Origin of the sequence: Flavihumibacter cheonanensis (assembly GCF_022352215.1) — a bacterium.
In the GTDB taxonomy this organism is placed as follows: Bacteria; Bacteroidota; Bacteroidia; order Chitinophagales; family Chitinophagaceae; genus Flavihumibacter; species Flavihumibacter cheonanensis.
Genome location: NZ_JAKRWF010000005.1, coordinates 113,388 through 134,506, shown reverse-complemented (window position 1 = coordinate 134,506; position 21,119 = coordinate 113,388). Strand labels below are relative to the sequence as shown.

Genomic DNA, 21,119 nt, shown 5'->3' with positions numbered 1-21,119 from the left:
TGAAATACAGGTTGCTTGCTCCATACGTGGGGCAACAACCTTTTTTTATCTATAACCAAAACTATGCTTGAACAATCTGTTTTCAGCAATTACTGTATGGTGCCCATGAGTTGGGATGAAATGTGTGATGGATCGCAGGTGCGTCCGCCTTATCAACAGGTATTTGAAACCTTAAATCAATTGAGTGCCGGAAGTCTGAATGACAAAGACCGCCTCGCGAGTGAATTATTCATGAGTCAGGGTATCACCTTTACCGTTTACACCGATAATGAAGGGATTGAACGCATATTTCCCTTTGACATCATTCCCCGCATCATTCCCGGAAACGAATGGGATCAGATTGAAGCTGGCATCACCCAGCGCCTGAAAGCATTGAATCTTTTTCTGAAAGATATCTACAGTGAGCAGCAGGTTTTGAAAGATGGCATTATCCCTGCCGAACTGATTGCATCCTGCCCCCATTATACACGTGAAGTTTTTGGCATCCGGGTGCCGCATGATATTTTTGTCCATATCGCAGGTATTGATCTGATCAGAGGTCAGGATGGTTCTTATTATGTATTAGAGGATAACCTGCGCACTCCTTCCGGTGTGTCCTACATGCTGGAAAACAGGGAAGTCACCAAACGCATTTTCCCAGATATGCTCACTTCCAACAAAGTGCGCATGGTAAACAATTACCCGCTGGAACTATATAATGTTCTGGTATCACTTGCCCCAAGGCAGATCGCGCATCCTACGGTGGTTTTACTTACTCCCGGTGTTTTTAACTCCGCTTATTATGAACACACATTTTTAGCCAGGTCGATGGGCATCCCGCTGGTAGAAGGCCGCGACCTGGTAGTAGACAATCACAAAGTATACATGAAAACCACATTGGGACTACAACAGGTGGATGTGATCTATCGCCGGATTGATGATGAATACATGGACCCACTGGTTTTTCGTCCCGATAGTGCATTAGGCATTCCGGGCATTCTTGGAGCTTATCGAAAGGGGAATATTGCCCTTGTCAATGCTATCGGCAACGGCGTGGCTGACGACAAGGCTGTTTATGCCTATGTACCCGCCATGATCCGATATTACCTGAATGAGGAACCGATCTTGTCCAATGTTCCCACCTACCAACTGGCTGACCCGGATGCCAGGAAATTCACGTTTGACCATATCCGTGAGATGGTAATCAAACGTACCAACCAGTCAGGTGGTTATGGTATGCTGATGGGTAATTCTGCCACCGATGAAGAGATTCACAACATGTTACAATCCGTTGAAGAAGACCCACGCAATTTTATTGCTCAACCAATTATCCGGCTCTCTACCGTGCCTTGTTTTATCAACAACCGGTTTGAGCCAAGACATGTAGATCTACGGCCCTTTGCGTTATACGGTCCGGGCGGCGTGAAAATTGTACCTGGAGGCCTGACCCGTGTTGCCTTACGAGAAGGCTCGCTCGTTGTAAATTCCTCCCAGGGAGGAGGTAGTAAAGACACCTGGATCATCAACTAAACAACCTGAGAAACATTTATGTTAAGCAGATTAGCAGACTCCTTATACTGGCTCAACCGTTACCTCGAAAGAAGCGATGCCATCTTACGTATCCTGCATGTGAACTACACCTTATGGCTTGACAAGGGTGATCATGCTGTTCATTTCTGGCCACAACTGACCAATATGTTCAGCACGGCAGCGGAAGCAAAAAAAGAATTTTTCGATCAGCATCCGCTCCAATTGGTGCAACACCTGATTTATGATACCTCCAACGGAAACTCTATTCGTGCGATGGTAATCCGGGCAAGGGAAAATGCAAGAGGCGCACAGGATCATATCACGAAAGAAGTTTGGGAACAGGTGAACCAGTTTTACCACCTGATCAACAATCCCCTGTTACAGCAAAAACTGATGCGTAACGATGCGCTGAATGTATTAGCTGAGCTAGGCACCCAAATGACACTGTACACCGGCATTACCGACAGCACCATGCCCCGGAATATGGGATGGAATTTTATGACCCTGGGAAAATTCATGGAAAGAGCCGTCATCAGCATAGAACTGGCAGACCGCTTTTTTGCTGAGGTGGATTATTCACTGGATCATTCAAGAGATGTTCTGTTCTGGCGAACCCTGCTCCTCTCCTTATCGGGATATGAATTATATCTGAAAACCTACCGTAGTCCCTATCACAACCAGCATGTAGCTTCACAGGTATTGTTCAGCAAACAGTTCACACGCTCAGCCAGTTATTGTTTCGATCGCATTGGCTTTTACCTCGATAAAGTTATAAAGGACAACTACAGTGAAGAAGCAGGTAGCCTTTACCGTGAGTTTGGCCGACTGCATAGTAAAATTGAATATGCCGATTTATCTGTTCTCAAGGAAAAAGGATTACAACCCTATATGCAGGAAATAAAACGCGACCTGTTTGACTTCAATCAGCGTTTCAGTCAGCTCTTTTTTTCATACGCTTAACTTAGCTCATGCCAACATTCAAGATACATCATATCACCAGTTACGAGTACGATCGCCCTGTTACCGAAAGCCATAACGAAATCCGGATCTTCCCTTATGCCTGTGAAGAGCAGGAAATACTGGAGCATGATTTGCAGATTACCGGAAATCCCGCCATGTTAAACTACACTGATTACTGGGGCAACCGCATCGGGCAATTCAATCTGAACCAGGCGCATTCGGAACTGGTGATAGAGAGTAAACTGGTGGTTCGCACCAAAGTTCCGGCGGATCGTACCCTGGTGTTCAATACGGGATTCGAACAGTTGCAACAGGAGATCAGTCAATCTTTGCATTTATTGGAATTAACCAAACCGGAATTGATACAGCGCCAGGAAGCTATCCAGGAAATCGTTCGTCAAATCTACCAGCCCTGGAAATCCGTAGCAGCAACCGTTCAGGATTGCAGCCAGTTTATATATCAATATTTTCAATACATCAAAGGCATCACGGATATCGAAACAACGGTAGATCAGATCATCGAACATCGCTCGGGCGTTTGCCAGGATTTTGCCCATGTCATGTTGCAGGTGCTACGAACCCTGAAAATCCCGAGCCGATATGTAAGTGGTTATATCTGTCCGAATAAAAACGGCTTGCGCGGTGAAGGCGCTACTCATGCCTGGGTGGAAAGTTGGATTCCCAATTACGGATGGTGTGGAATTGATCCCACTAACAATATCTGGGTCAGCAATACCCATGTAAAACTGGCAGTAGGGCGAAATTTTTCCGATTGCTCGCCCGTCAAAGGGACTTTTAAAGGTCCGGCTCATCAAAACCTGTATGTTTATGTATCGGTTGGTTATGAAGATGGTCATCGCTTTGAAGAACGCAACCAGGTAAATACGCCCCCCGGCAGTAGCAACCAGGATTTCCGGCCAACAGTGGATCAGGCCGGCAGACAGCAGCAGCAATAGAATGGTATAATCCGGCTATTCCAGTACATTTGTCCACTAAGATTTGTACCATGCCGGTTCCATTAGCAGAGCGATTGCGCCCCCACAAGCTGGATGAATTAATCGGGCAGGAACACCTAACGGGGAGGGGCAGTATCCTGAGAAATGCCATTGAACAGGGGAAGGTTCCGTCCATGATATTATGGGGACCTCCCGGTGTGGGCAAGACAACTATTGCTAATATCATTGCACATACACTGGATTGCCCATTTTATACCTTAAGTGCGATTTCATCCGGCGTAAAAGAAGTGCGAGAAGTAATTGAGTTGGCTAAATCGCAGGAGAAAGCCATTCTTTTCATTGATGAAATTCATCGCTTTAATAAATCTCAGCAGGATGCCTTATTAGGTGCAGTCGAGAAAGGCACCATCACCCTGATTGGCGCTACTACTGAAAATCCTTCATTTGAAGTGAACAGTGCCTTACTGAGCAGGAGCCAGGTATATGTACTGAAAGCCCTGACTGAACAGGCTATGATTCAATTACTTCAGGATGCACTGAAACGGGATGAATGGTTACAGCAAAAAAAAATTGAATTAAAGGAGACTGACGCCCTTATCCGGATTTCGGGTGGAGATGGCCGTAAGTTGTTAAACCTGCTCGAGTTAGTGGTACAAGCAGGTGGTGATGCGAGTCCGGTTGTTATCACCGATGAACGGGTGATGCAGGTGGCTCAGCAAAAAATCGCGCTTTACGATAAACAGGGAGAGCAGCATTATGATATTATTTCCGCGTTTATTAAATCTATTCGCGGAAGCGATCCTAACGGTGCCGTATACTGGCTGGCGAGAATGCTGGCCGGAGGAGAAGATATCAAATTCATTGCCAGGCGGATGGTAATACTGGCAAGTGAGGACATTGGTAATGCGAATCCGAATGCCTTGTTGTTAGCCAATGCCTGTTTCGATGCCGTTCATAAGATTGGTAATCCCGAAGCCAGGATTATCTTATCACAATGTGCAGTTTACCTGGCTGGATCTGCTAAAAGTAATGCGAGTTACCTGGCAATAGATGAAGCTATCGCATTGGTGCAACAGCATGGCGATTTACCGGTACCACTTCATTTGAGAAATGCCCCAACCAAACTCATGAAGAGCCAGGGATACGGCAAGGGCTATCAGTATTCACATGATTATGAATTGAACTTTTCCGCGCAGGAATACCTGCCGGATGCGCTAAGCGGTCGCCCTATTTACCAACCCGGCAGGAATGCGAGAGAAGAGGAAATCCGCAAATTCCTTAAACAAAGATGGAAGGATAAATACAACTATTAATAACTTACCGGTTATGAAAAAAGCTCTGATATTGTTAGCCTTAACGGCTGCAGGTTATGCAACTGTTGCGCAAACTATTGTAAGTCGCGACCCCCTCATCGAAAAAATGGTTTCTCAGGTTTCTTCCGATTCATTACAAGCATATATCGATCAGTTAGTGAAGTTTGGCACCCGCCATACCCTGAGTTCTACAACAGATCCCAAACGGGGAATTGGTGCTGCCCGCAACTGGGTTGTTCAGAAATTCAACCAGTTTGCGGTTAAAACCAATGGAAGAATGACTGCCTATGTTGATACCAGTACCCTTCAGCCGGATGGTCGCCGCATTAACCAGCAGGTTAACCTGGGCAATGCGATGGCTGTTCTAAAAGGTACCGATCCGAATGATAAACGAATCTTTTTAATAAGCGGTCACCTCGACAGCCGGGTGACGGATGTAATGAATGCAAAGGCGGATGCGCCTGGTGCCAATGATGATGCCAGTGGTGTAGCAGCAGTAATTGAATCAGCCAGAATATTAAGCCAAACGGCTTATCCTGCGACCATCATTTTTGTTGCAGTAAGCGGGGAAGAGCAGGGTTTATTGGGTGCAGGTTTTCTCGCCGAAAAAGCCAAAAAAGAAAACTGGCAAATTGAAGCTGTTTTAAATAATGATATCATGGGCAGCAATAACAGCAATGAAACCAATATTATAGATAATACCCGGCTTCGAGTATTCAGTGAAGGACTTCCTGCCTATGAGCTTGATAAAAAAGCTGCTTCCATTCGCGGTATGGGATTGGAGAATGATGGCCCTTCCCGTCAGCTGGCGCGTTATGTAAAAGAAGTGGGAGAACGGTATGTGGATCATCTTGAAATCAAACTTATCTATCGCAACGATCGTTTTCTGAGAGGCGGCGATCATACTCCCTTTGTGCAAAGAGGGTTTGCTGCAGTACGGATTACAGAAATGAACGAAAATTTTTTACACCAGCACCAGGATGTAAGAATAGAAAAAGGAGTGCAGTATGGAGACCTGCGTGAATTCATGGATTTCGAATACCTGAGAAAAAATACGGCTGTTAACCTCGCCTGCCTGGCGAACCTCGCAGGCGCTCCTGGTGTTCCGGCAGATGTAAAAATTGATGTAAAAAATCTTACCAACTCCAGCTATCTGTACTGGAAAGCTCCTGCAACAGGGAAAACCAAAGGCTATTATATATTAATGAGAGAAACCAGTGAAGCTCATTGGCAGAAAAAAATATTTACAACAGAAACATCGATCCGTCTACCTTATTCCAAGGATAATTATTTTTTTGCGGTTCAATCGGTAAGTGAAAACGGACAGGAAAGTTTACCGGTAGTTCCGGAAGTTGGGAGATAAAACAGCAACATGAAGATTCAATGGCAACTCAAATCCTTTGAGGAGTTAACCGCACATCAGTTGTATCAATTATTAAGACTTCGAAGTGAAGTATTTGTAGTAGAACAGCAGTGCATCTTTCTTGATATGGATAATAAAGACCAGCAATGCTATCATCTATTGGGATGGAAAGGAGAATTACTGGCAGCCTCAACCCGATTGGTGCCACCGGGAATTTCCTATACCGAAATGTCCATCGGCAGGGTGGTAAGTTCGCCCCTGGTTCGGGGAACAGGGATTGGACGGGAACTGATGGAAGTATCTGTAAAAGCCTGTTACGAACTTTGGGGTAACGCTCCCATTCGCATTGGAGCACAATGTTATCTGGAAAAATTTTATCAATCATTAGGCTTTGAGCCGGAAGGAGAAATCTACCTGGAAGATGGGATTCCACACATAGAAATGGTAAAAATGCCATCGTAATATCGGAGCGTAGTTTTACGAAGGTTAAAAAAAAGATTACGAAGCTTATACGAGAGCCGACCAAACCTCGTTAATAGTAGTAATCCAAGTAACCGTTCGAAAACAAAATCTGATATTCATGAAACAGCATTTACCCCTATTCCTGCGTAAATGTGCCTTATCTCTTGTTGCTCTTGTAACTACGCAGGCAAGTTTTGCACAACTCGGAATCTTCAACGAGTTCGAGGCGGGCATAACCATTGGCCCCTCTAACTTCCTGGGCGACCTGGGAGGTAACCGCGGAAAAGGAACTACTTTTCTGAAAGACAATAACTTTTCACAAACCCGTTTTTTTGTTGGTGCACATATAACTGCGTACCAGTCTCCACTACTTGGACTGAGACTGGCCGCTAACTATGGTACTATTGCAGGAGACGATGCCGCTATTAAAGGGCAGGGGGGCTGGGAAGAAGCCCGTCGTTTTCGTAATTCCGATTTTCGCTCCAGGGTATTGGAAGGTATGTTGGTCGCAGAAGTTTATCCATCCGTATTATTCGAATGGGATCCGGAAGATCTGTATCGGAAATTTCGCCCTTATGGCGTAATCGGTGTGGGCGTATTTAATTATAACCCCCAGGGTACCGATCCCCTTACCGGTGAATATGTTAACCTTAAACCATTGAGTACAGAGGGACAGGGATTTGCAGAGTATCCTGATCGCAAGCCTTACAAATTGACTCAGCTCAATATCCCAATGGGATTAGGCGTAAAGTATTTCCTGAGTGATAAAACAAGTCTGTCAGTGGAAGTATTGCATCGTAAAACATTTACCGATTATATTGACGACGTAAGTACCAATTACATTGATCCGGATTTGTTTGACCAGTATTTTGGTGTAGGAACTCAAAAAGCACAGCTTGCCCGAAGAATGGCCAATAAAACAGACCAGACAAGTGGAGCATCGGCAGGTTTTGGTCCGGGTGATAAAAGAGGTACGCCTACACAGAATGATGCCTATTACTCATTCAATTTCAAACTCAGTTTCAAACTGGCAAGACCCAGCAATAGTGATCGTCAAATGAGGTGCCCGACATTGCTGCGTTATTAATCAACGATGTAATCAATAATCCGTTCCCATGAAATGCAGGATCCTGAAACGGCAACTGTGGATGATCATGGCGAGTTGTATGGGAAGCATAGTTGCGATGGCCGGAAACAGCCATCAACCCACAGAAAGAGATAGTATTATTATTCAAAAACTAAACAACAATCACCGGCATTCAGTCAACATCTACACTAACACTTCACAAAAGGTTTTATTCTTCAGTGCACAGGGCGATGACCAAAGCACGTATAAGTTGCTCCTATTCAAACAAAAGGGAGTACTGGTAAAACAGAGTAAAATCAAGAACCGCGAAACAACGGTAGTCAGCAAACCGGAAAAAGGTCGCTACTATTATGAAGTATTCAGTGATGATATACTGATTGAAAGCGGAACCATTGTAGTACATTAATATGTATCCATAAGCTTACCGATAAGAAGGCAGGGAAATTGATAAAATCCAATAATCCGGTTTTAGAACCTGATCCGTTCCCTATTGTTTGTACCCTTTATATGCAACGATTTTATTAAGACTACCTGCCGCCTCTTATCGGAAAAACGTGAAAGGTGAAAAGTGAAAGGTGAAAGATTGTCAAAGGTCAAAAATGAAAAATGAATTCATCCAATTTCACTTTTGACCTTTCACTTTTCACATACTTTCACCTTTCACTTTTCACCTTTCACTTCTTCCTCATCTCCTCCTTCAAAAACCTGGCAGTATGGCTTTCTTTCACTTTTATGAGCTCTTCGGGGGTGCCTTCGAATAAAACCTGGCCACCACCATCGCCGCCTTCGGGACCAATATCGATGATATGGTCAGCAACTTTTATTACATCCAGATTATGTTCAATAACCAGAACCGTATTTCCACGATCCACTAGTTTATTGAGTACATCCAGCAGGTGCTGAATATCCTGAAAGTGAAGACCGGTGGTTGGTTCATCCAATATGTAAAAGGTTTTGCCCGTATCTTTCTTTGATAATTCAGTTGCCAGTTTGACACGTTGTGCTTCTCCCCCACTAAGCGTAACGGCACTTTGTCCAAGTGTGATATAACCAAGTCCTACCTCCTGCAACACTTTAATCTTCCGGTACAAATAAGGTACTGCCTGAAAAAACTCCACGGCTTCGTCCACCGTCATATCCAGCACATCACTGATGGATTTACCCTTGTACCGGATCTCCAGTGTTTCCCGATTGTATCGTTTGCCATTGCATTTTTCACAGTGCACATATACATCAGGAAGAAAATTCATTTCAATTACCCGCATGCCCCCACCTTCACACATATCACAACGGCCACCTTTTACATTGAAGGAAAAACGTCTCGCTGCATAGCCCCTGATTTTTGCTTCCGGAACCGCCGCGAATAGCTGTCGTATTTCTGTAAAGAAACCACAATAAGTAGCCGGATTGCTTCGGGGAGTACGACCAATGGGTGACTGATCAATCTCAATCACCTTATCGATATGTTCCAGTCCTTTTATGGATTTATATTCCAGCGGTTTTTGTTTGGACTCATAACAGTACTGTGATAAAATCGGATACAGTGTATCATTGATCAGTGTACTCTTACCACTTCCGCTCACACCTGTTACAAGAATTAATTTTCCCAATGGGAACTTCACTGAAACATTCTTCAGGTTATTTCCTTTGGCACCCTTTAGATCAAGACTGGCTCCACTCCCCTTTCTACGCGCCTCCGGCACATCAATATTTTTTTTACCGCTTAGGTATTGCGCTGTTTCAGAATTGGAATCCAGTACTTCTTTAGGTGTTCCCTGGGCAACAATTTCGCCACCGAATTTACCGGCACGCGGACCAATATCAACCAGGTAATCCGCTGCCATCATAATGTCTTTATCGTGTTCTACCACCAATACACTGTTACCGATATTACGCAGGTTCTGCAGCGCAGTAATGAGCCGATGATTATCGCGTTGATGTAAGCCAATACTTGGTTCGTCCAATACATAGGTGATACCCTGCAACTGAGAACCAATTTGTGTGGCTAACCGGATTCGCTGCGATTCGCCCCCACTAAGTGTTTTCGTAGCACGGTTCAATGTAAGATAGGAAAGTCCTACATCCAGCAGAAACTGCAATCGTTCCCGAATTTCTTTCAATATATCTTTTGCAATAACACGTTGTTTGGCAGACAATCGTTGCTCAAGACCATTGAACCAGACAAGCAACTTATCCAGGTTATACTGGCTGATCTCTGCGATATTTTTCCCATCCACTTTAAACCAGAGACTCTCTTTTCTCAAACGGGCACCAGCACACGAAGAGCAGGTAGTGAGGTCCATAAAACCTTCCGCCCATTCACGAATGCCATCGGAACTGGCGGAAGCAAACCAGCGCTTCAGTTGGGGAATAACGCCTTCAAATTCCTCGGCATATACCCGATCTGCCGCACTGAGCTCATCAAAATCGAAATCTGCTTCCTCTCCCGGTTTTTCAGTAGCGTACAGCACCAGGTTGAGTTGCGCATCCGGCAAATCCCGCACCGGTTTTTTCAAATCAATTTTATTTTTTTTTGCCAGTTGCTGCACCTGTTTGTACACATAGGCTTCCCGTTCTTCACCCAGCGGCGCAATGGCTCCTTCTTTGATGCTTTTACTCCAATCGGGAATGATCTTCTCCATACTAACCTGGTAAACTGTACCAAGGCCTTTACAGGTTGGACAGGCACCATAGGGAGAGTTAAAGGAGAAACTATTTGGAGAGGGTTCTTCATAGGAGATGCCAGTGTCTTCACACATTAGTTGGCGACTGTATTGAACTACCTGGTTGCTGTCGTTTAACAAGAGAAAAAGCAACCCCTTTCCAACCTGCATCGATTTCTGCACACTCTGACTAAGGCGCAGTTTCATATCGGGAGTAACAGCCAGTCGATCCACCACTACTTCAATATCGTGAATCTTATATCGATCCACCTGCATTTTCGGCACCAGGTCTTTCACTTCCCCATCTACCCGCACTTTGAGATAACCTTTCTTACGGATATCTTCAAAGAGTTCCCGATAATGGCCTTTTCTGCCTCTAACAAGTGGAGCAAGCAGTGAAATTTTTTGTTTGGTGTATTTACTGAAAATATTGTCAACGATTTCCTCTTCGGAAAACTTGGTCATTTGTTTTCCGGTATTGTAGCTATACGCATCGGAAGCACGGGCATACAGCAGTCGCAGGAAATCATACACTTCGGTAATGGTACCCACGGTGGAGCGAGGGTTCTTGTTGGTCGTTTTCTGCTCAATAGAGATAACCGGAGAGAGACCGGTGATGCGATCAACATCCGGACGTTCCATATCACCCACAAACTGGCGGGCGTAGGCGGAGAAACTTTCCATGTAACGGCGTTGCCCTTCATTATAGATCGTATCAAACGCAAGGGAAGATTTTCCGCTACCACTGACGCCAGTAAAAACCACGAGCTGGTTTTTCGGTAATTGTATATCGATATTTTTTAAGTTATGTTCTCTTGCGCCGGTTACTTCAATCATTTCCAACACTTCTGTTGCGCCCGCCTTCTTTTTTTTCATAATGCAAATCTAAGCTCTCCGACAGATGAATAAGTAAGTATCTGACAGATCTGAAAACAGTTATTGGCGACTAAAGTTTGGAGATATCAAACAAATCTCCCTACCTTTGCGTCAGTTCTTTAGAGCATCGCTTATCAAGAAAGGCAGAGGGAAATGGCCCGATGAAGCCTTGACAACCTGTTTTCCGCTTAATTGCGGGAAGTAAGGTGCCAAATCCAGCCCGTAAGGGGACAGATAAGTCAGATGAATGGCTTTTGCAGAAATATAACTTCTTCATAGAGCTCTTCTGATGATTTATCGGGAGAGCTTTTTTTATACCCGCTCCTCCCGATTTTGCTTGGTAGGTGGTGTCGCTAACAACCTGTTTTTCAATTTTAAAACTGTTTAACAATGCAAGCGACAACACAATTATTGCACAGCATCCCGGTGGATGCACAAACCGGCGCTATCGCCGTTCCGATTTACCAAACCAGCACTTTTGTGCAGGAAGCTCCGGGCGTCAACAAAGGATTTGACTATAGCCGGACCAACAATCCAACCCGCCAGGAATTGGAAAAAATTGTAGCCAAATTGGAAAAAGGTTCCGTAGCGGCAGCTTTCTCAAGCGGACTGGCAGCCATTGATGCCGTAATCAAACTTTTGGAATCAGGAGATGAAATCATTGCCGTGAATGATATTTATGGAGGTGCCTTCCGCCTGTTTGAGAAAGTTTACAAAAAGTTTGGAATCCGGGTGAGCTATGTGGATATGACCGATCTCTCCGCTATTCAACGGGCCATCACCTTGAAGACCAAACTGATCTGGCTGGAAACACCTACCAACCCTACCCTGAAAGTGGCTGATATCCGGGCTATCGCAGCAATTGCTAACCGGTATAAATTGCTTTTTGCCGTAGATAACACCTTTGCGTCTCCGGTTTACCAGCAGCCATTAGCGCTGGGGGCAGATATAGTAGTACACAGTGCCACTAAGTTTATTGGCGGGCACAGTGATGTCATAGCCGGATTGGTAATTGCCAAAGACCCGGAGATTGGCCAACAAATCAAGTTTTATCAGAATGCCTGCGGAGCGGTATTGGGCCCCTTTGACAGTTTCCTCCTGATACGCGGGCTCGAAACGCTGCACATCCGGCTAAAGCAACATACAGAAACTGCCAGCCGGGTTGCCGCTTATTTGAAAAATCATCCGGAAGTCGGAGAAGTATTTTATCCCGGTTTCGGTGGCGTAGTGAGTTTCCGATTGAAGAAAGACAACCATGCAGCAGCACTTCAATTTATTGGTGCCACCAAACTATTTCACCTCGCGGAAAGCCTCGGAGGTGTTAAGAGCCTGGTAAGTCACCCGGCCAGCATGACACACAAAACGGTTAATCCTGAACAGCGCAAAGCAGCTGGAATAACAGACGGACTCATCCGGCTCAGTGTTGGCCTCGAAGATGGCAGCGACCTGGTAAATGACCTGGAAGATGCGTTTCTGGCAGTAGGAGAAATCAGCAGTTCCAGAAAAAAAATAAAATCAGCCTTAGTATCTATTTAACTTTAAGCAAGAGAACCCACCATGAGTTATCACAAGCAATTAACAATCGGACTATTCGGATTTGGTGTTGTTGGAGAAGGATTGTTCAAAGTATTACAACAGACACCATCCCTCAGTGCCCGGATAAAAAAAGTTTGTATCAAAGACGCAACGAAGAAAAGAAATGCTCCGGCCGATTTATTCACCACCAATCGGGAGGAGTTATTGAATGATGAGGAAATCAATGTAATTGTGGAAGTGATCAATGAAGCGGAACCTGCTTTTCAAATTGTTAGCCGGGCATTGAAAAATGGCAAATCAGTAGTAAGCGCCAGCAAAAAAATGATTGCTGAACACCTGCCTGAATTACTAGAGATCCAGAAAAATGTCTCAACCAGTTTTCTCTATGAAGCGGCGGCCTGTGCATCGATTCCTGTTATCCGGAACCTGGAAGAATACTACGACAATGACCTGTTGCATGGCATCAAAGCCATTGTAAATGGATCAACGAATTTTATCCTAACCAAAATGTTTGAGGACAAACTGGATTTTCAGCAGGCACTCTTATTGGCGCAGCAACTGGGTTTTGCGGAATCCGACCCATCGCTGGATGTGGAAGGATACGACGCCCTGAACAAATGGACCTTCCTCCTGACACATGCCTATGGAATTGTGGAGCATCCAGACAAACTGCTGTTTACCGGCATACAAAATATTCACGCCATGGATGCCCGGGTTGCAGCGGAAAAAGGTCAACAGATCAAACTGGTGGCACAGGCACAGAAACTACACAATGGAAAAGTTGCCAGTTTTATTCTGCCTCAATTCATTCAACAGGACGATCACCTTTCCTTTGTAAAAAATGAATATAACGGGGTTGTAATTGAAAGCGGATTTGCTGACAAACAATTCTTCTATGGCAAGGGAGCAGGAAGTTTTCCTACTGCATCGGCTGTATTAAGTGATCTGTCTGCGCTCCGGTATGAATACAAATACGAATACAAAAAACTCTACCATCATCAGCCCAACAGTTTAACGAACGATTTCTACCTGCGGGTCTATTTAAGTTTTACCGATTGGAAATATGTTCCACGGGAAAAATTCGAATGGATCGAAGAATGGCATGCAAGAGAAGAGCGCAAGTACCTGGTGGGTGTATTGCATGTAAAAGAGCTGATCGAAAATGACTGGTGGAAACAGAACAACACCTCCCTGATCCTGACGCCTCAACCCATCATTGAAGACGTTGCGATTCAGCAGCTCAAGAAAAAAAGCCTTGAACTTGCCGGGGTAGCCTTCTAGCGGAATAGCAGATAAGCAACAATCAACGTAACCAGTATATTAAATCCCTGTGCGATCAGAAATCCATACAGGGGTTTTTTATTGTCCTGGTGGAAAAGATCAGCAAATTTGGTTTCCATCCCAATACTGGTAAAAGCCAGCACAAACCACATGGTCTGGATATTTTTCAGTGGTTCTTTAACGGCCGTTATGGTTTCACCTGAAAGCACAAACGAAAATAACAGGGAGGCAAAAACGAAACCAAGTACAAATTTTGGAAATCGCTCCCAAATCACAGAAAGCGTAGGTTTTTCAACAGCCTGATTTTCCTTCCTGGAATAGGTCCAGTAGACAGAAATGGCAAATGCTGCCAGTCCGAGTAATACATTCTGCGAAAATTTTACAATGGTGCTGATCTTTAATGCTTCCTCTCCTACCAGGGTGCCGGCTGCCACTACAGCACCGGAAGTATCAATACTGCCACCCAGCCAGGCACCGGTAACCGCTTCAGGCAGTTGCAACCATTGAGCGATATAAGGCATGCCAATCATCATGGGAATTGCCGTCACCAGTACAAGGGATATTACATAAGAAAGTTTTTTAGTATCACCACTGATGGCACCGGCGGTAGCGATAGCCGCCGAAACACCACAAATTGAAACGGCACTGGAGATCATCATACGCATATCATCTTCCACGCCTAATTTCTTACATACCCAGAATGCAAAATACCAAACGGATAACACCACGATTAGTGCTTGCAGCAGGCCCAGCGAGCCTGCTTTCAGCATATCTCCAAAAATGATGCTGGTACCCAATAATACCAGTCCGATTTTCACAAACAATTCCGTTTGCAATGAATTTCTGAACCATTGGGGTAGGTTAACAAAATTCCCAATGAGTAAGCCCAGGCAAAGGCTAAAAATAACTGCTTCCAGGTTGAGGGCTTTGATCTGTTTATTTCCTGCCAGTATCATGGCAAGGATCGAGACAAAAAAGACAACAGGAAAACTTTGTACAAGAGCGCGAATTGGTTTTCCTGCGAGCCAGGTACCTATTACCGCAATTGCATACATGATCAGAAAAAGTCCAGTAATTGCAACTACATTATCCGAACTCAATAGTTTCGTCAAAAAGGCAGTTGAATCGGACCAGGAGAATGCGGGTTTAGGAATCGTGAATCCAGCAACAGCGAGCAGAATAATAATGGCACCGAGCCAAACAGCTGTCCAGTCTTCATGTAAAATGGGTTTTGCTACTTTTTCCGCCATGATTAACCTTGTTTAAAAACATCTTGTAAAACCTGTTTTGCTGCATGATATCCACACATGCCGTGCACACCACCTCCCGGGGGAGTGGAGGAAGAACAAATATAGAGACCTTTTGCACTGGTGCGGTAGGGCGACCAGCGCAAGGCAGGTCGGGTAAACAATTGAAAAATATCCTGTACACCACCATTGATATCGCCGCCGATATAATTTGGGTTATAGTCCTGCATGGCTTTTGTATTCATGGTATGTCTTGACAGGATCCGATCTCTGAAACCAGGCGCAAACCGCTCCACCTGTTTTTCGATTGCTTCTGTCATATCTTTCTCAGAACCAAAGGGAACATGGCAATAGGCCCAGGCTGTATGTTTCCCTTCCGGTGCTCTTGTATTATCAAAAAGCGAAGGCTGCGACAGCAGTACAAAAGGTTTTTCCGGATGAATACCTCTTGCAGTTGCTGCTTCATTCCAACTGATTTCCTCAAATGTATTTCCAATATGCACCGTACCCGCCAATTTGATTTCTTCATCCTGCCAGGGAATGGGAGCATCCAACGCCCAATCTATTTTGAAAACGCCCATGCCATACCGGTAGCGATTGAGCTGCCATTTGTAAAAATCAGAGAATTTATGACCCGCGATTTGCAAAAGTTGCCGGGGTGTACAATCAAACAGCACAGCTTTCGAGGAAGGTAATTGCTGTAGTGACTTTACTTCAAAGTTGGTTTCAATAACACCGCCGAGTAACCGAAAATGAGCCGCCATGGCATCGGCAATAGATTGAGAGCCGCCGACAGGGATGGGCCATCCAACTTTATGTCCGGCTGCCAGCAATACCAGCCCAAATGCGCCGGTAGCCCAATTTGTAAGGGGTTGCATACTATGAGCTGCCATTCCTGCTACCAACGCTTTTGCCTCCACAGATGCAAACCTGTTGGCGATCCAACTGGAAGGCTGAATCGCGTTCAAGCCAAATCTCAGAATAGTACCGGGTTGATTCGGCCAGCCTAGGGGTGAAAGAATAAAACTAGTTACCGTATCAAAATCATTCAAAAGTGGCTTTATAAGGCTGGTGTACCGATCCTGATCAATACCCAGACCCGAAGCAGTTCGTTCCAAAGAAGATCTTAAAAAGACAGGCCTTAGATGATCAAGTGGATGGGCACCACATATACTGGGGTTCACCATTTGAAGTTGGTAGTCTGACCAGTTAACCGAAGCAAAAAAGGGTGAGATAGCGAGTAAAGGATGTACAGCGGAACAGATATCATGTTTAAAACCGGGAATAGTACATTCAGCAGTGCGCATACCTCCTCCAATTGTTGCTTTAGCTTCCAAAAGAAGAACTTTACAACCTGCATTCTGAAGCGTAATTGCAGCAGCAAGCCCATTCGGTCCTGCGCCAACAATTACAGCATCAAACTCTGATGAAGTAATCATATCAGGCAGGCTGGTAACGGATCTCGGTTGCTTTTCCCGACTGCCCAGTTGGAGTAATGATGTAGGCAATAATGACCAGGTCTGGACCTTCAAAATGCATATCGGTGCGCCAGCCCCATTGTTGCGGAGGCTCCTGTTGATCGGGGAAGGAACCCAGTACTTCAAAATCCTGATCGTTTGGATTTCCCTTACTGAACATAATGGCTGTACTCATGTGAAAGCTGTCGACCCAGGCAACCTGGAACTGGTTGGATTGCAAATCAAACCCAATGAGATAAAGTCCTTCAATGTCGCGGTCTTTAAATCGAGTGGTATACCGATGAAGTAAAAACCGTCCATCCAGAACCGGTTCAATGGTTCCTTCAATGGGAGATTCATCCGATAACTGGCCTGCTTCCAGCCATACCCTGCTGATACCTTTCCATTTACCAACAAAGGCCTGCAAGTCCTTGTGTTTTCCTCTCTCCTGAGAGATGGCAAAGCTCATTTTTTCCATACTTCAAGTTAAGCATGTTTCGGTATTATCGGCTTATAAATGATCACATGCTTTCTTCTTTTATTCCACCAGATCAAAAAACCGGTCAGTGGTAAACTCGCGCAAATCAGGCTGGCAATGAACGCCAGTATTTTCCCGGGCAAACCGGCAATCGCACCAATATGAATATCATAATTAGCTTCCACCAACTGTTCTCCGGCATTCTTTTCGATATCCATTCGTTTGCCTAGCAATTTGCCACTGAACTGATCAAACTGAAGCTCATCGCGGTTATGATAAGTTTGTTCATGGCCATAACCATTTATTTTCAACACAGCGGAAGGATCAGCAGCAGCTGGTAATACATTAAACCTTTTGGCATTCGGTAATATTAGTCGGGCTTCAGCCAGCGCTTTGTCTAACGCGGTCTGGCTTAGAACTGCCGCTGGTTGTCGTTTCAGTAATAAGCTGTCCGCAGAAACTGTTTTCAAAACACCTGGTGCAGCATTAGTACGGGCAGCAGCTACATATACAGTTTTTTTAAACCATTGAAACGACCATACCATTCCTGTAAGTGCCAGTATGATGGAAGGTATGAGGAAATAGAACCCCAATACATTGTGCAGGTCATAATTCAGTCGTTTGAATCTGGCTTTCCATTTTACTGTAAAAGCCTGTTGCTGCTGTTTTTTATTCCATTTTTTAGGCCACCACAAAATAAGTCCGGTTATAAGCAAGATTACAAATATCAAGGTACTCCAGCCGACAATCGGTTGGCCATACGGCGTATTCAACAATAAACTCCAGTGCAAATATTTAATGATGATGAAAAACTCCCTTAGATAATTTGTTCTACCGGTTACTTCACCGGTATAAGGATTCAGGTGTACGCTTTGATAATATTTTACTGATCCGGCGAACGTGATCGCGTCTTTATCTCCTCCTTCGAAAGCCATAAATTCCCAGGTCTTACGCGGATCAGTGGGAATAGTGAAATTCCGGATTGTAACACCTTCTCCAATTTCCTTACGGGCAATCTCAAGCAAGGTGGAGGCAGGGAGCGTATGGCTCCATTGTGCTTCAGGAACATAGAGTTTTTCCCTGTAAACCACCTCACTGATTTCTTTCTGGAATACAAAAATGCACCCCGTAATACTTACGATAAAAACAACCAGCCCGGACGCGAGTCCGAGCCAGAGGTGTAATTTTGCTGCCCACCAACGGGCACTAAATTTTCGAGTTTTTCCCAATTGATTTTTTTTATAATCCAATACTAACTGTCATCAATAAGCGACGAGGCATTTGTGGTTCAATGGTAGTCCAGCCTTTGTAGTACCTGGTATTTGCCAGATTATCTCCCTTCAAGCCAATACGGAACAGTTTTGCCTGGTAATACACAGTTGCATTAAGAATTGTGTACTCTGGAAGTATGAACTGACCGGTGGTGCTATTGTTAGTTACAATATTTTCACTGGCATAATTAACTCCCATTCCAATTCCGAATCCTGCCAGTTTGCCTGATGGCTGTGTATAACTGGCCCAGGCATTTCCTAAATGTGCCGGTCCGGAACCAACTACCCTGCGACCATCCAGGGTTGGATTTGTTTTTTCATTACGACTGTCATTGTATGCATATCCAGCAACCATTGACAAACCGGGAACGGGATTTGCCTGGAGTTCCACTTCAACCCCTTTACTTCTTTGTTCTCCGTTTTGCACTGTGATATTGTAAACCGTTCCTTCCCGTTCAACACTTTCCGGACGGGTAATATTGGCAACATGGATATTGTAATAGCTGGCTGTCAGGAATAATTTACGGTTGAACAATTCCATTTTTACACCCGATTCAAACTGGTTGGCCTGCTGGGGTTTAAATGTTCCATCAATATCAGGTAATGGCTGCACCACCGGCGCCAAATTCCGGAAACCATTCATATAGTTGGCGAACAGGCTGATTTTTGAAGGAATCACCTGGTAAACCAATCCGAATTTGGGTGATAGGGCATTTTGAGAATACGCTCCTATTGCGTTACCATCAATCATAAAATTGCGGGTACCCTTATTTTCAAAATGGTCGAAACGAAGACTCATCATGGCCATCAGTTCCGGGGTAATATTTACCACATCCGAAATATATACGCTATAGGTGTTGTTAAGTGCTTCATTCTTCACCGTGCCTCCCTGTGCAGCCAGTCTTGCATCCAGCGCAGGCCGGGTCAAACTCCCATAGGTTGATCCTGCTGCACCGGGGGATTTCACATTCAACACATCAAATACTGCATAACCGGTATTATTATTGGTTGTTTCCAGCCGCATGAAATCAAAACCAACCACTACCCTGTTCCGGATCTTACCAATGGTAAAATCTCCATTGAAATTCTGCTGGAAATCAAAACTATTCCCCTGACCGTTTTGGCGGGATGCCAATCTTGACAGGAGTGAATCATTGTCAGCACCCAGGAACATAACATAGGAATAGTACCCATCTGTACGCCGGTTACTTGTTGAAACGACGGTTTGGGAGGTCCAGTTTTTATTTATTTTATACAATGCTTCCGCCTGTAAATTGGTAGTAGGTGTTTTGATCGTCAGATCATTGCTGGTATAGGAACGGGAGAAATCCATCTTCAGTTCATCGGGTGTTCTGGCCTGGAGATTTCTTGCCCGATTCAAAAACACCATCAATGGATTGGTGCTTTCTCCATGGAAAAATTCCGTATGCAGGTTCAGTTGCAGTTTATCACTAACCTTATGTGTTAAGGAGGGAGCAACATAAAAGTTTTTTCTGAAACCCGCATCCTGCCAGCTATTCTCTGTATGATAGGCGGTATTAATGCGCATCAGCGTTTTACCTTCTTTATCAAGTGGCGTATTAATATCAGCAGTAATCCGATGTAATCCAAAACCACCGGCGGTGTAACTGATTTCACCTCCAAAGCGTTCGTATGGTTTTTTTGTAACGATGTTAATCAGACCACCAAAGGAGATCAGGGAACTTCCGAACAAGGTACCTGAAGGGCCTTTGATAACTTCGATGCGTTCAACACCGGCAGGATCAAGTCCGCCGTTGGTAAGTCCGGGTAAACCATTCACCATCGTTGGCTGCACAGAAAAACCACGCAGGGTAAAATAACCTGCACCATCACCCGCACGACCTGTAGCACTCCACAAACGATCAATACCCGTTGTATTTTTTAATGCATCATCCACATTCACCAGCATCTGCTCCTTAATCAGGGCCTTGTTGACAACACTGATGGATTGGGGATTTTCAAGAACAGCCAATGGCATTTTAGCAGCATGAAGAGAAGCAACCGGAGCAAACTTGTTTCGGGCAGATTTAACCACAATTTCTTCCAATTGGGCATTGGAAATTTTTAATTGCAGCTGTACGGTGGTTGTTTTACCTTCTTCTACTGTCACCGATTCTATCAGTGTTTCATATCCAACAAGAGAAACCTCCAGTGTATATTTTCCAGGCTTCAGCCGGCCAATATTGAAAGAACCGTTATCGCTGGTAATGTAGGACTTTCCCGTTTCGCGAATGAACACGGTAACCATGGCGGCTGCGCGCTGATCATTTGTCTTTATTTTTCCATCAATCCTACCAAAATCATCTTCAGCAGTAGGATCTGTTGATATAATAGTTGCAACTGGCAACTTCACTGCATTCGAAGATGCGAATTGTTGTGCTGGCAAGTCTATCCAGGGAATCGTACCAATTAATCCTAATACTGTTGTAGCTATAATTCTGCGCATTCCAAATTTTGCATATATCATCTCAGGTTCTGATTTTTATAAGTAATTGAACACAAATGTTCTTTAAATCGCTTGCAAAACTCGCCCACCACCAGTAAAGACCTGTTTCGAAATCGGGAAAAGCCAGTTACGAAATCGGGAAAAAAATTATGCGTGATTTGTAAAGATTTGGACGCAAAATGACCTGTTTATC

At 44.5% G+C, this 21,119-nt stretch carries 16 protein-coding genes and 1 riboswitch; of the genes, 10 read left to right on the top strand and 6 right to left on the bottom strand.

The window, feature by feature from the left end:
* The first annotated feature begins 63 nt into the window (after positions 1–63).
* The 8 genes from MD536_RS19555 (at position 64) to MD536_RS19520 (ending at position 8,056) form a co-directional block, all read left to right on the top strand.
* Complete coding sequence (locus tag MD536_RS19555) at positions 64–1,509, top strand: circularly permuted type 2 ATP-grasp protein (RefSeq protein ID WP_239603224.1); 1,446 nt, start codon at positions 64–66, stop codon at positions 1,507–1,509.
* An 18-nt stretch (positions 1,510–1,527) separates the two neighbouring features.
* Complete coding sequence (locus tag MD536_RS19550; RefSeq protein ID WP_239603222.1) at positions 1,528–2,469, top strand: alpha-E domain-containing protein; 942 nt, start codon at positions 1,528–1,530, stop codon at positions 2,467–2,469.
* An 8-nt stretch (positions 2,470–2,477) separates the two neighbouring features.
* Positions 2,478–3,425 carry a transglutaminase family protein gene (locus MD536_RS19545; RefSeq protein ID WP_239603220.1) on the top strand — a complete coding sequence of 316 codons (948 nt, stop codon included), beginning with the start codon at positions 2,478–2,480 and terminating at the stop codon, positions 3,423–3,425.
* A gap of 50 nt (positions 3,426–3,475) precedes the next feature.
* Entirely contained in the window at positions 3,476–4,738 is a 1,263-nt protein-coding gene (locus tag MD536_RS19540) for a replication-associated recombination protein A (RefSeq protein ID WP_239603218.1), read from the top strand.
* Between the two features lie 13 nt (positions 4,739–4,751).
* On the top strand, positions 4,752–6,101 hold the full coding sequence (locus tag MD536_RS19535; RefSeq protein ID WP_239603217.1) for a M28 family metallopeptidase: 1,350 nt from the start codon (positions 4,752–4,754) through the stop codon (positions 6,099–6,101).
* Between the two features lie 9 nt (positions 6,102–6,110).
* Positions 6,111–6,563 (top strand): GNAT family N-acetyltransferase, encoded by a 453-nt coding sequence (locus MD536_RS19530; protein WP_239603215.1) that lies wholly within the window; start codon positions 6,111–6,113, stop codon positions 6,561–6,563.
* Positions 6,564–6,681: 118 nt separating this feature from the next.
* Entirely contained in the window at positions 6,682–7,650 is a 969-nt protein-coding gene (locus MD536_RS19525; protein WP_239603214.1) for a DUF6089 family protein, read from the top strand.
* Between the two features lie 28 nt (positions 7,651–7,678).
* A complete protein-coding gene (locus MD536_RS19520) occupies positions 7,679–8,056 on the top strand; it encodes a hypothetical protein (RefSeq protein ID WP_239603212.1) in 378 nt (125 codons plus the stop codon).
* Between the two features lie 268 nt (positions 8,057–8,324).
* Here the strand turns inward: MD536_RS19520 and uvrA are convergent, their stop codons facing one another.
* On the bottom strand, positions 8,325–11,189 hold the full coding sequence (gene uvrA, locus MD536_RS19515) for an excinuclease ABC subunit UvrA (RefSeq protein ID WP_239603210.1): 2,865 nt from the start codon (positions 11,187–11,189) through the stop codon (positions 8,325–8,327).
* 128 nt (positions 11,190–11,317) lie between these two features.
* Positions 11,318–11,430, top strand: a riboswitch (SAM riboswitch).
* Positions 11,431–11,579: 149 nt separating this feature from the next.
* On the opposite strand from uvrA, the gene MD536_RS19510 reads away from it, so the two are divergent.
* Together MD536_RS19510 and MD536_RS19505 are read left to right on the top strand one after the other, a co-directional pair.
* Positions 11,580–12,725, top strand: a complete 1,146-nt coding sequence (locus tag MD536_RS19510) for a trans-sulfuration enzyme family protein (protein WP_239603209.1) — start codon at positions 11,580–11,582, stop codon at positions 12,723–12,725.
* A 21-nt stretch (positions 12,726–12,746) separates the two neighbouring features.
* Entirely contained in the window at positions 12,747–14,006 is a 1,260-nt protein-coding gene (locus MD536_RS19505) for a homoserine dehydrogenase (protein WP_239603207.1), read from the top strand.
* Here MD536_RS19505 and MD536_RS19500 read toward each other — a convergent pair.
* Genes MD536_RS19500 through MD536_RS19480 form a run of 5 tightly spaced genes read right to left on the bottom strand, consistent with a single transcriptional unit; the run spans position 14,003 to position 20,926 of the window.
* On the bottom strand, positions 14,003–15,256 hold the full coding sequence (locus tag MD536_RS19500) for a YeiH family protein (RefSeq protein WP_239603205.1): 1,254 nt from the start codon (positions 15,254–15,256) through the stop codon (positions 14,003–14,005). The two genes, MD536_RS19505 and MD536_RS19500, sit on opposite strands and share 4 nt — an antisense overlap.
* Before the next feature lie 2 nt (positions 15,257–15,258).
* The gene (locus MD536_RS19495; RefSeq protein ID WP_239603204.1) at positions 15,259–16,692 is read right to left on the bottom strand and encodes a phytoene desaturase family protein; all 1,434 of its coding nucleotides are present in this window, start codon (positions 16,690–16,692) and stop codon (positions 15,259–15,261) included.
* A gap of 1 nt (position 16,693) precedes the next feature.
* On the bottom strand, positions 16,694–17,188 hold the full coding sequence (locus tag MD536_RS19490) for a DUF1579 family protein (RefSeq protein WP_239603202.1): 495 nt from the start codon (positions 17,186–17,188) through the stop codon (positions 16,694–16,696).
* A gap of 8 nt (positions 17,189–17,196) precedes the next feature.
* Positions 17,197–18,417, bottom strand: a complete 1,221-nt coding sequence (locus tag MD536_RS19485) for a PepSY-associated TM helix domain-containing protein (RefSeq protein WP_239603200.1) — start codon at positions 18,415–18,417, stop codon at positions 17,197–17,199.
* Positions 18,418–18,427: 10 nt separating this feature from the next.
* Positions 18,428–20,926 carry a TonB-dependent receptor gene (locus tag MD536_RS19480; RefSeq protein WP_239603199.1) on the bottom strand — a complete coding sequence of 833 codons (2,499 nt, stop codon included), beginning with the start codon at positions 20,924–20,926 and terminating at the stop codon, positions 18,428–18,430.
* Positions 20,927–21,119: the final 193 nt, after the last annotated feature.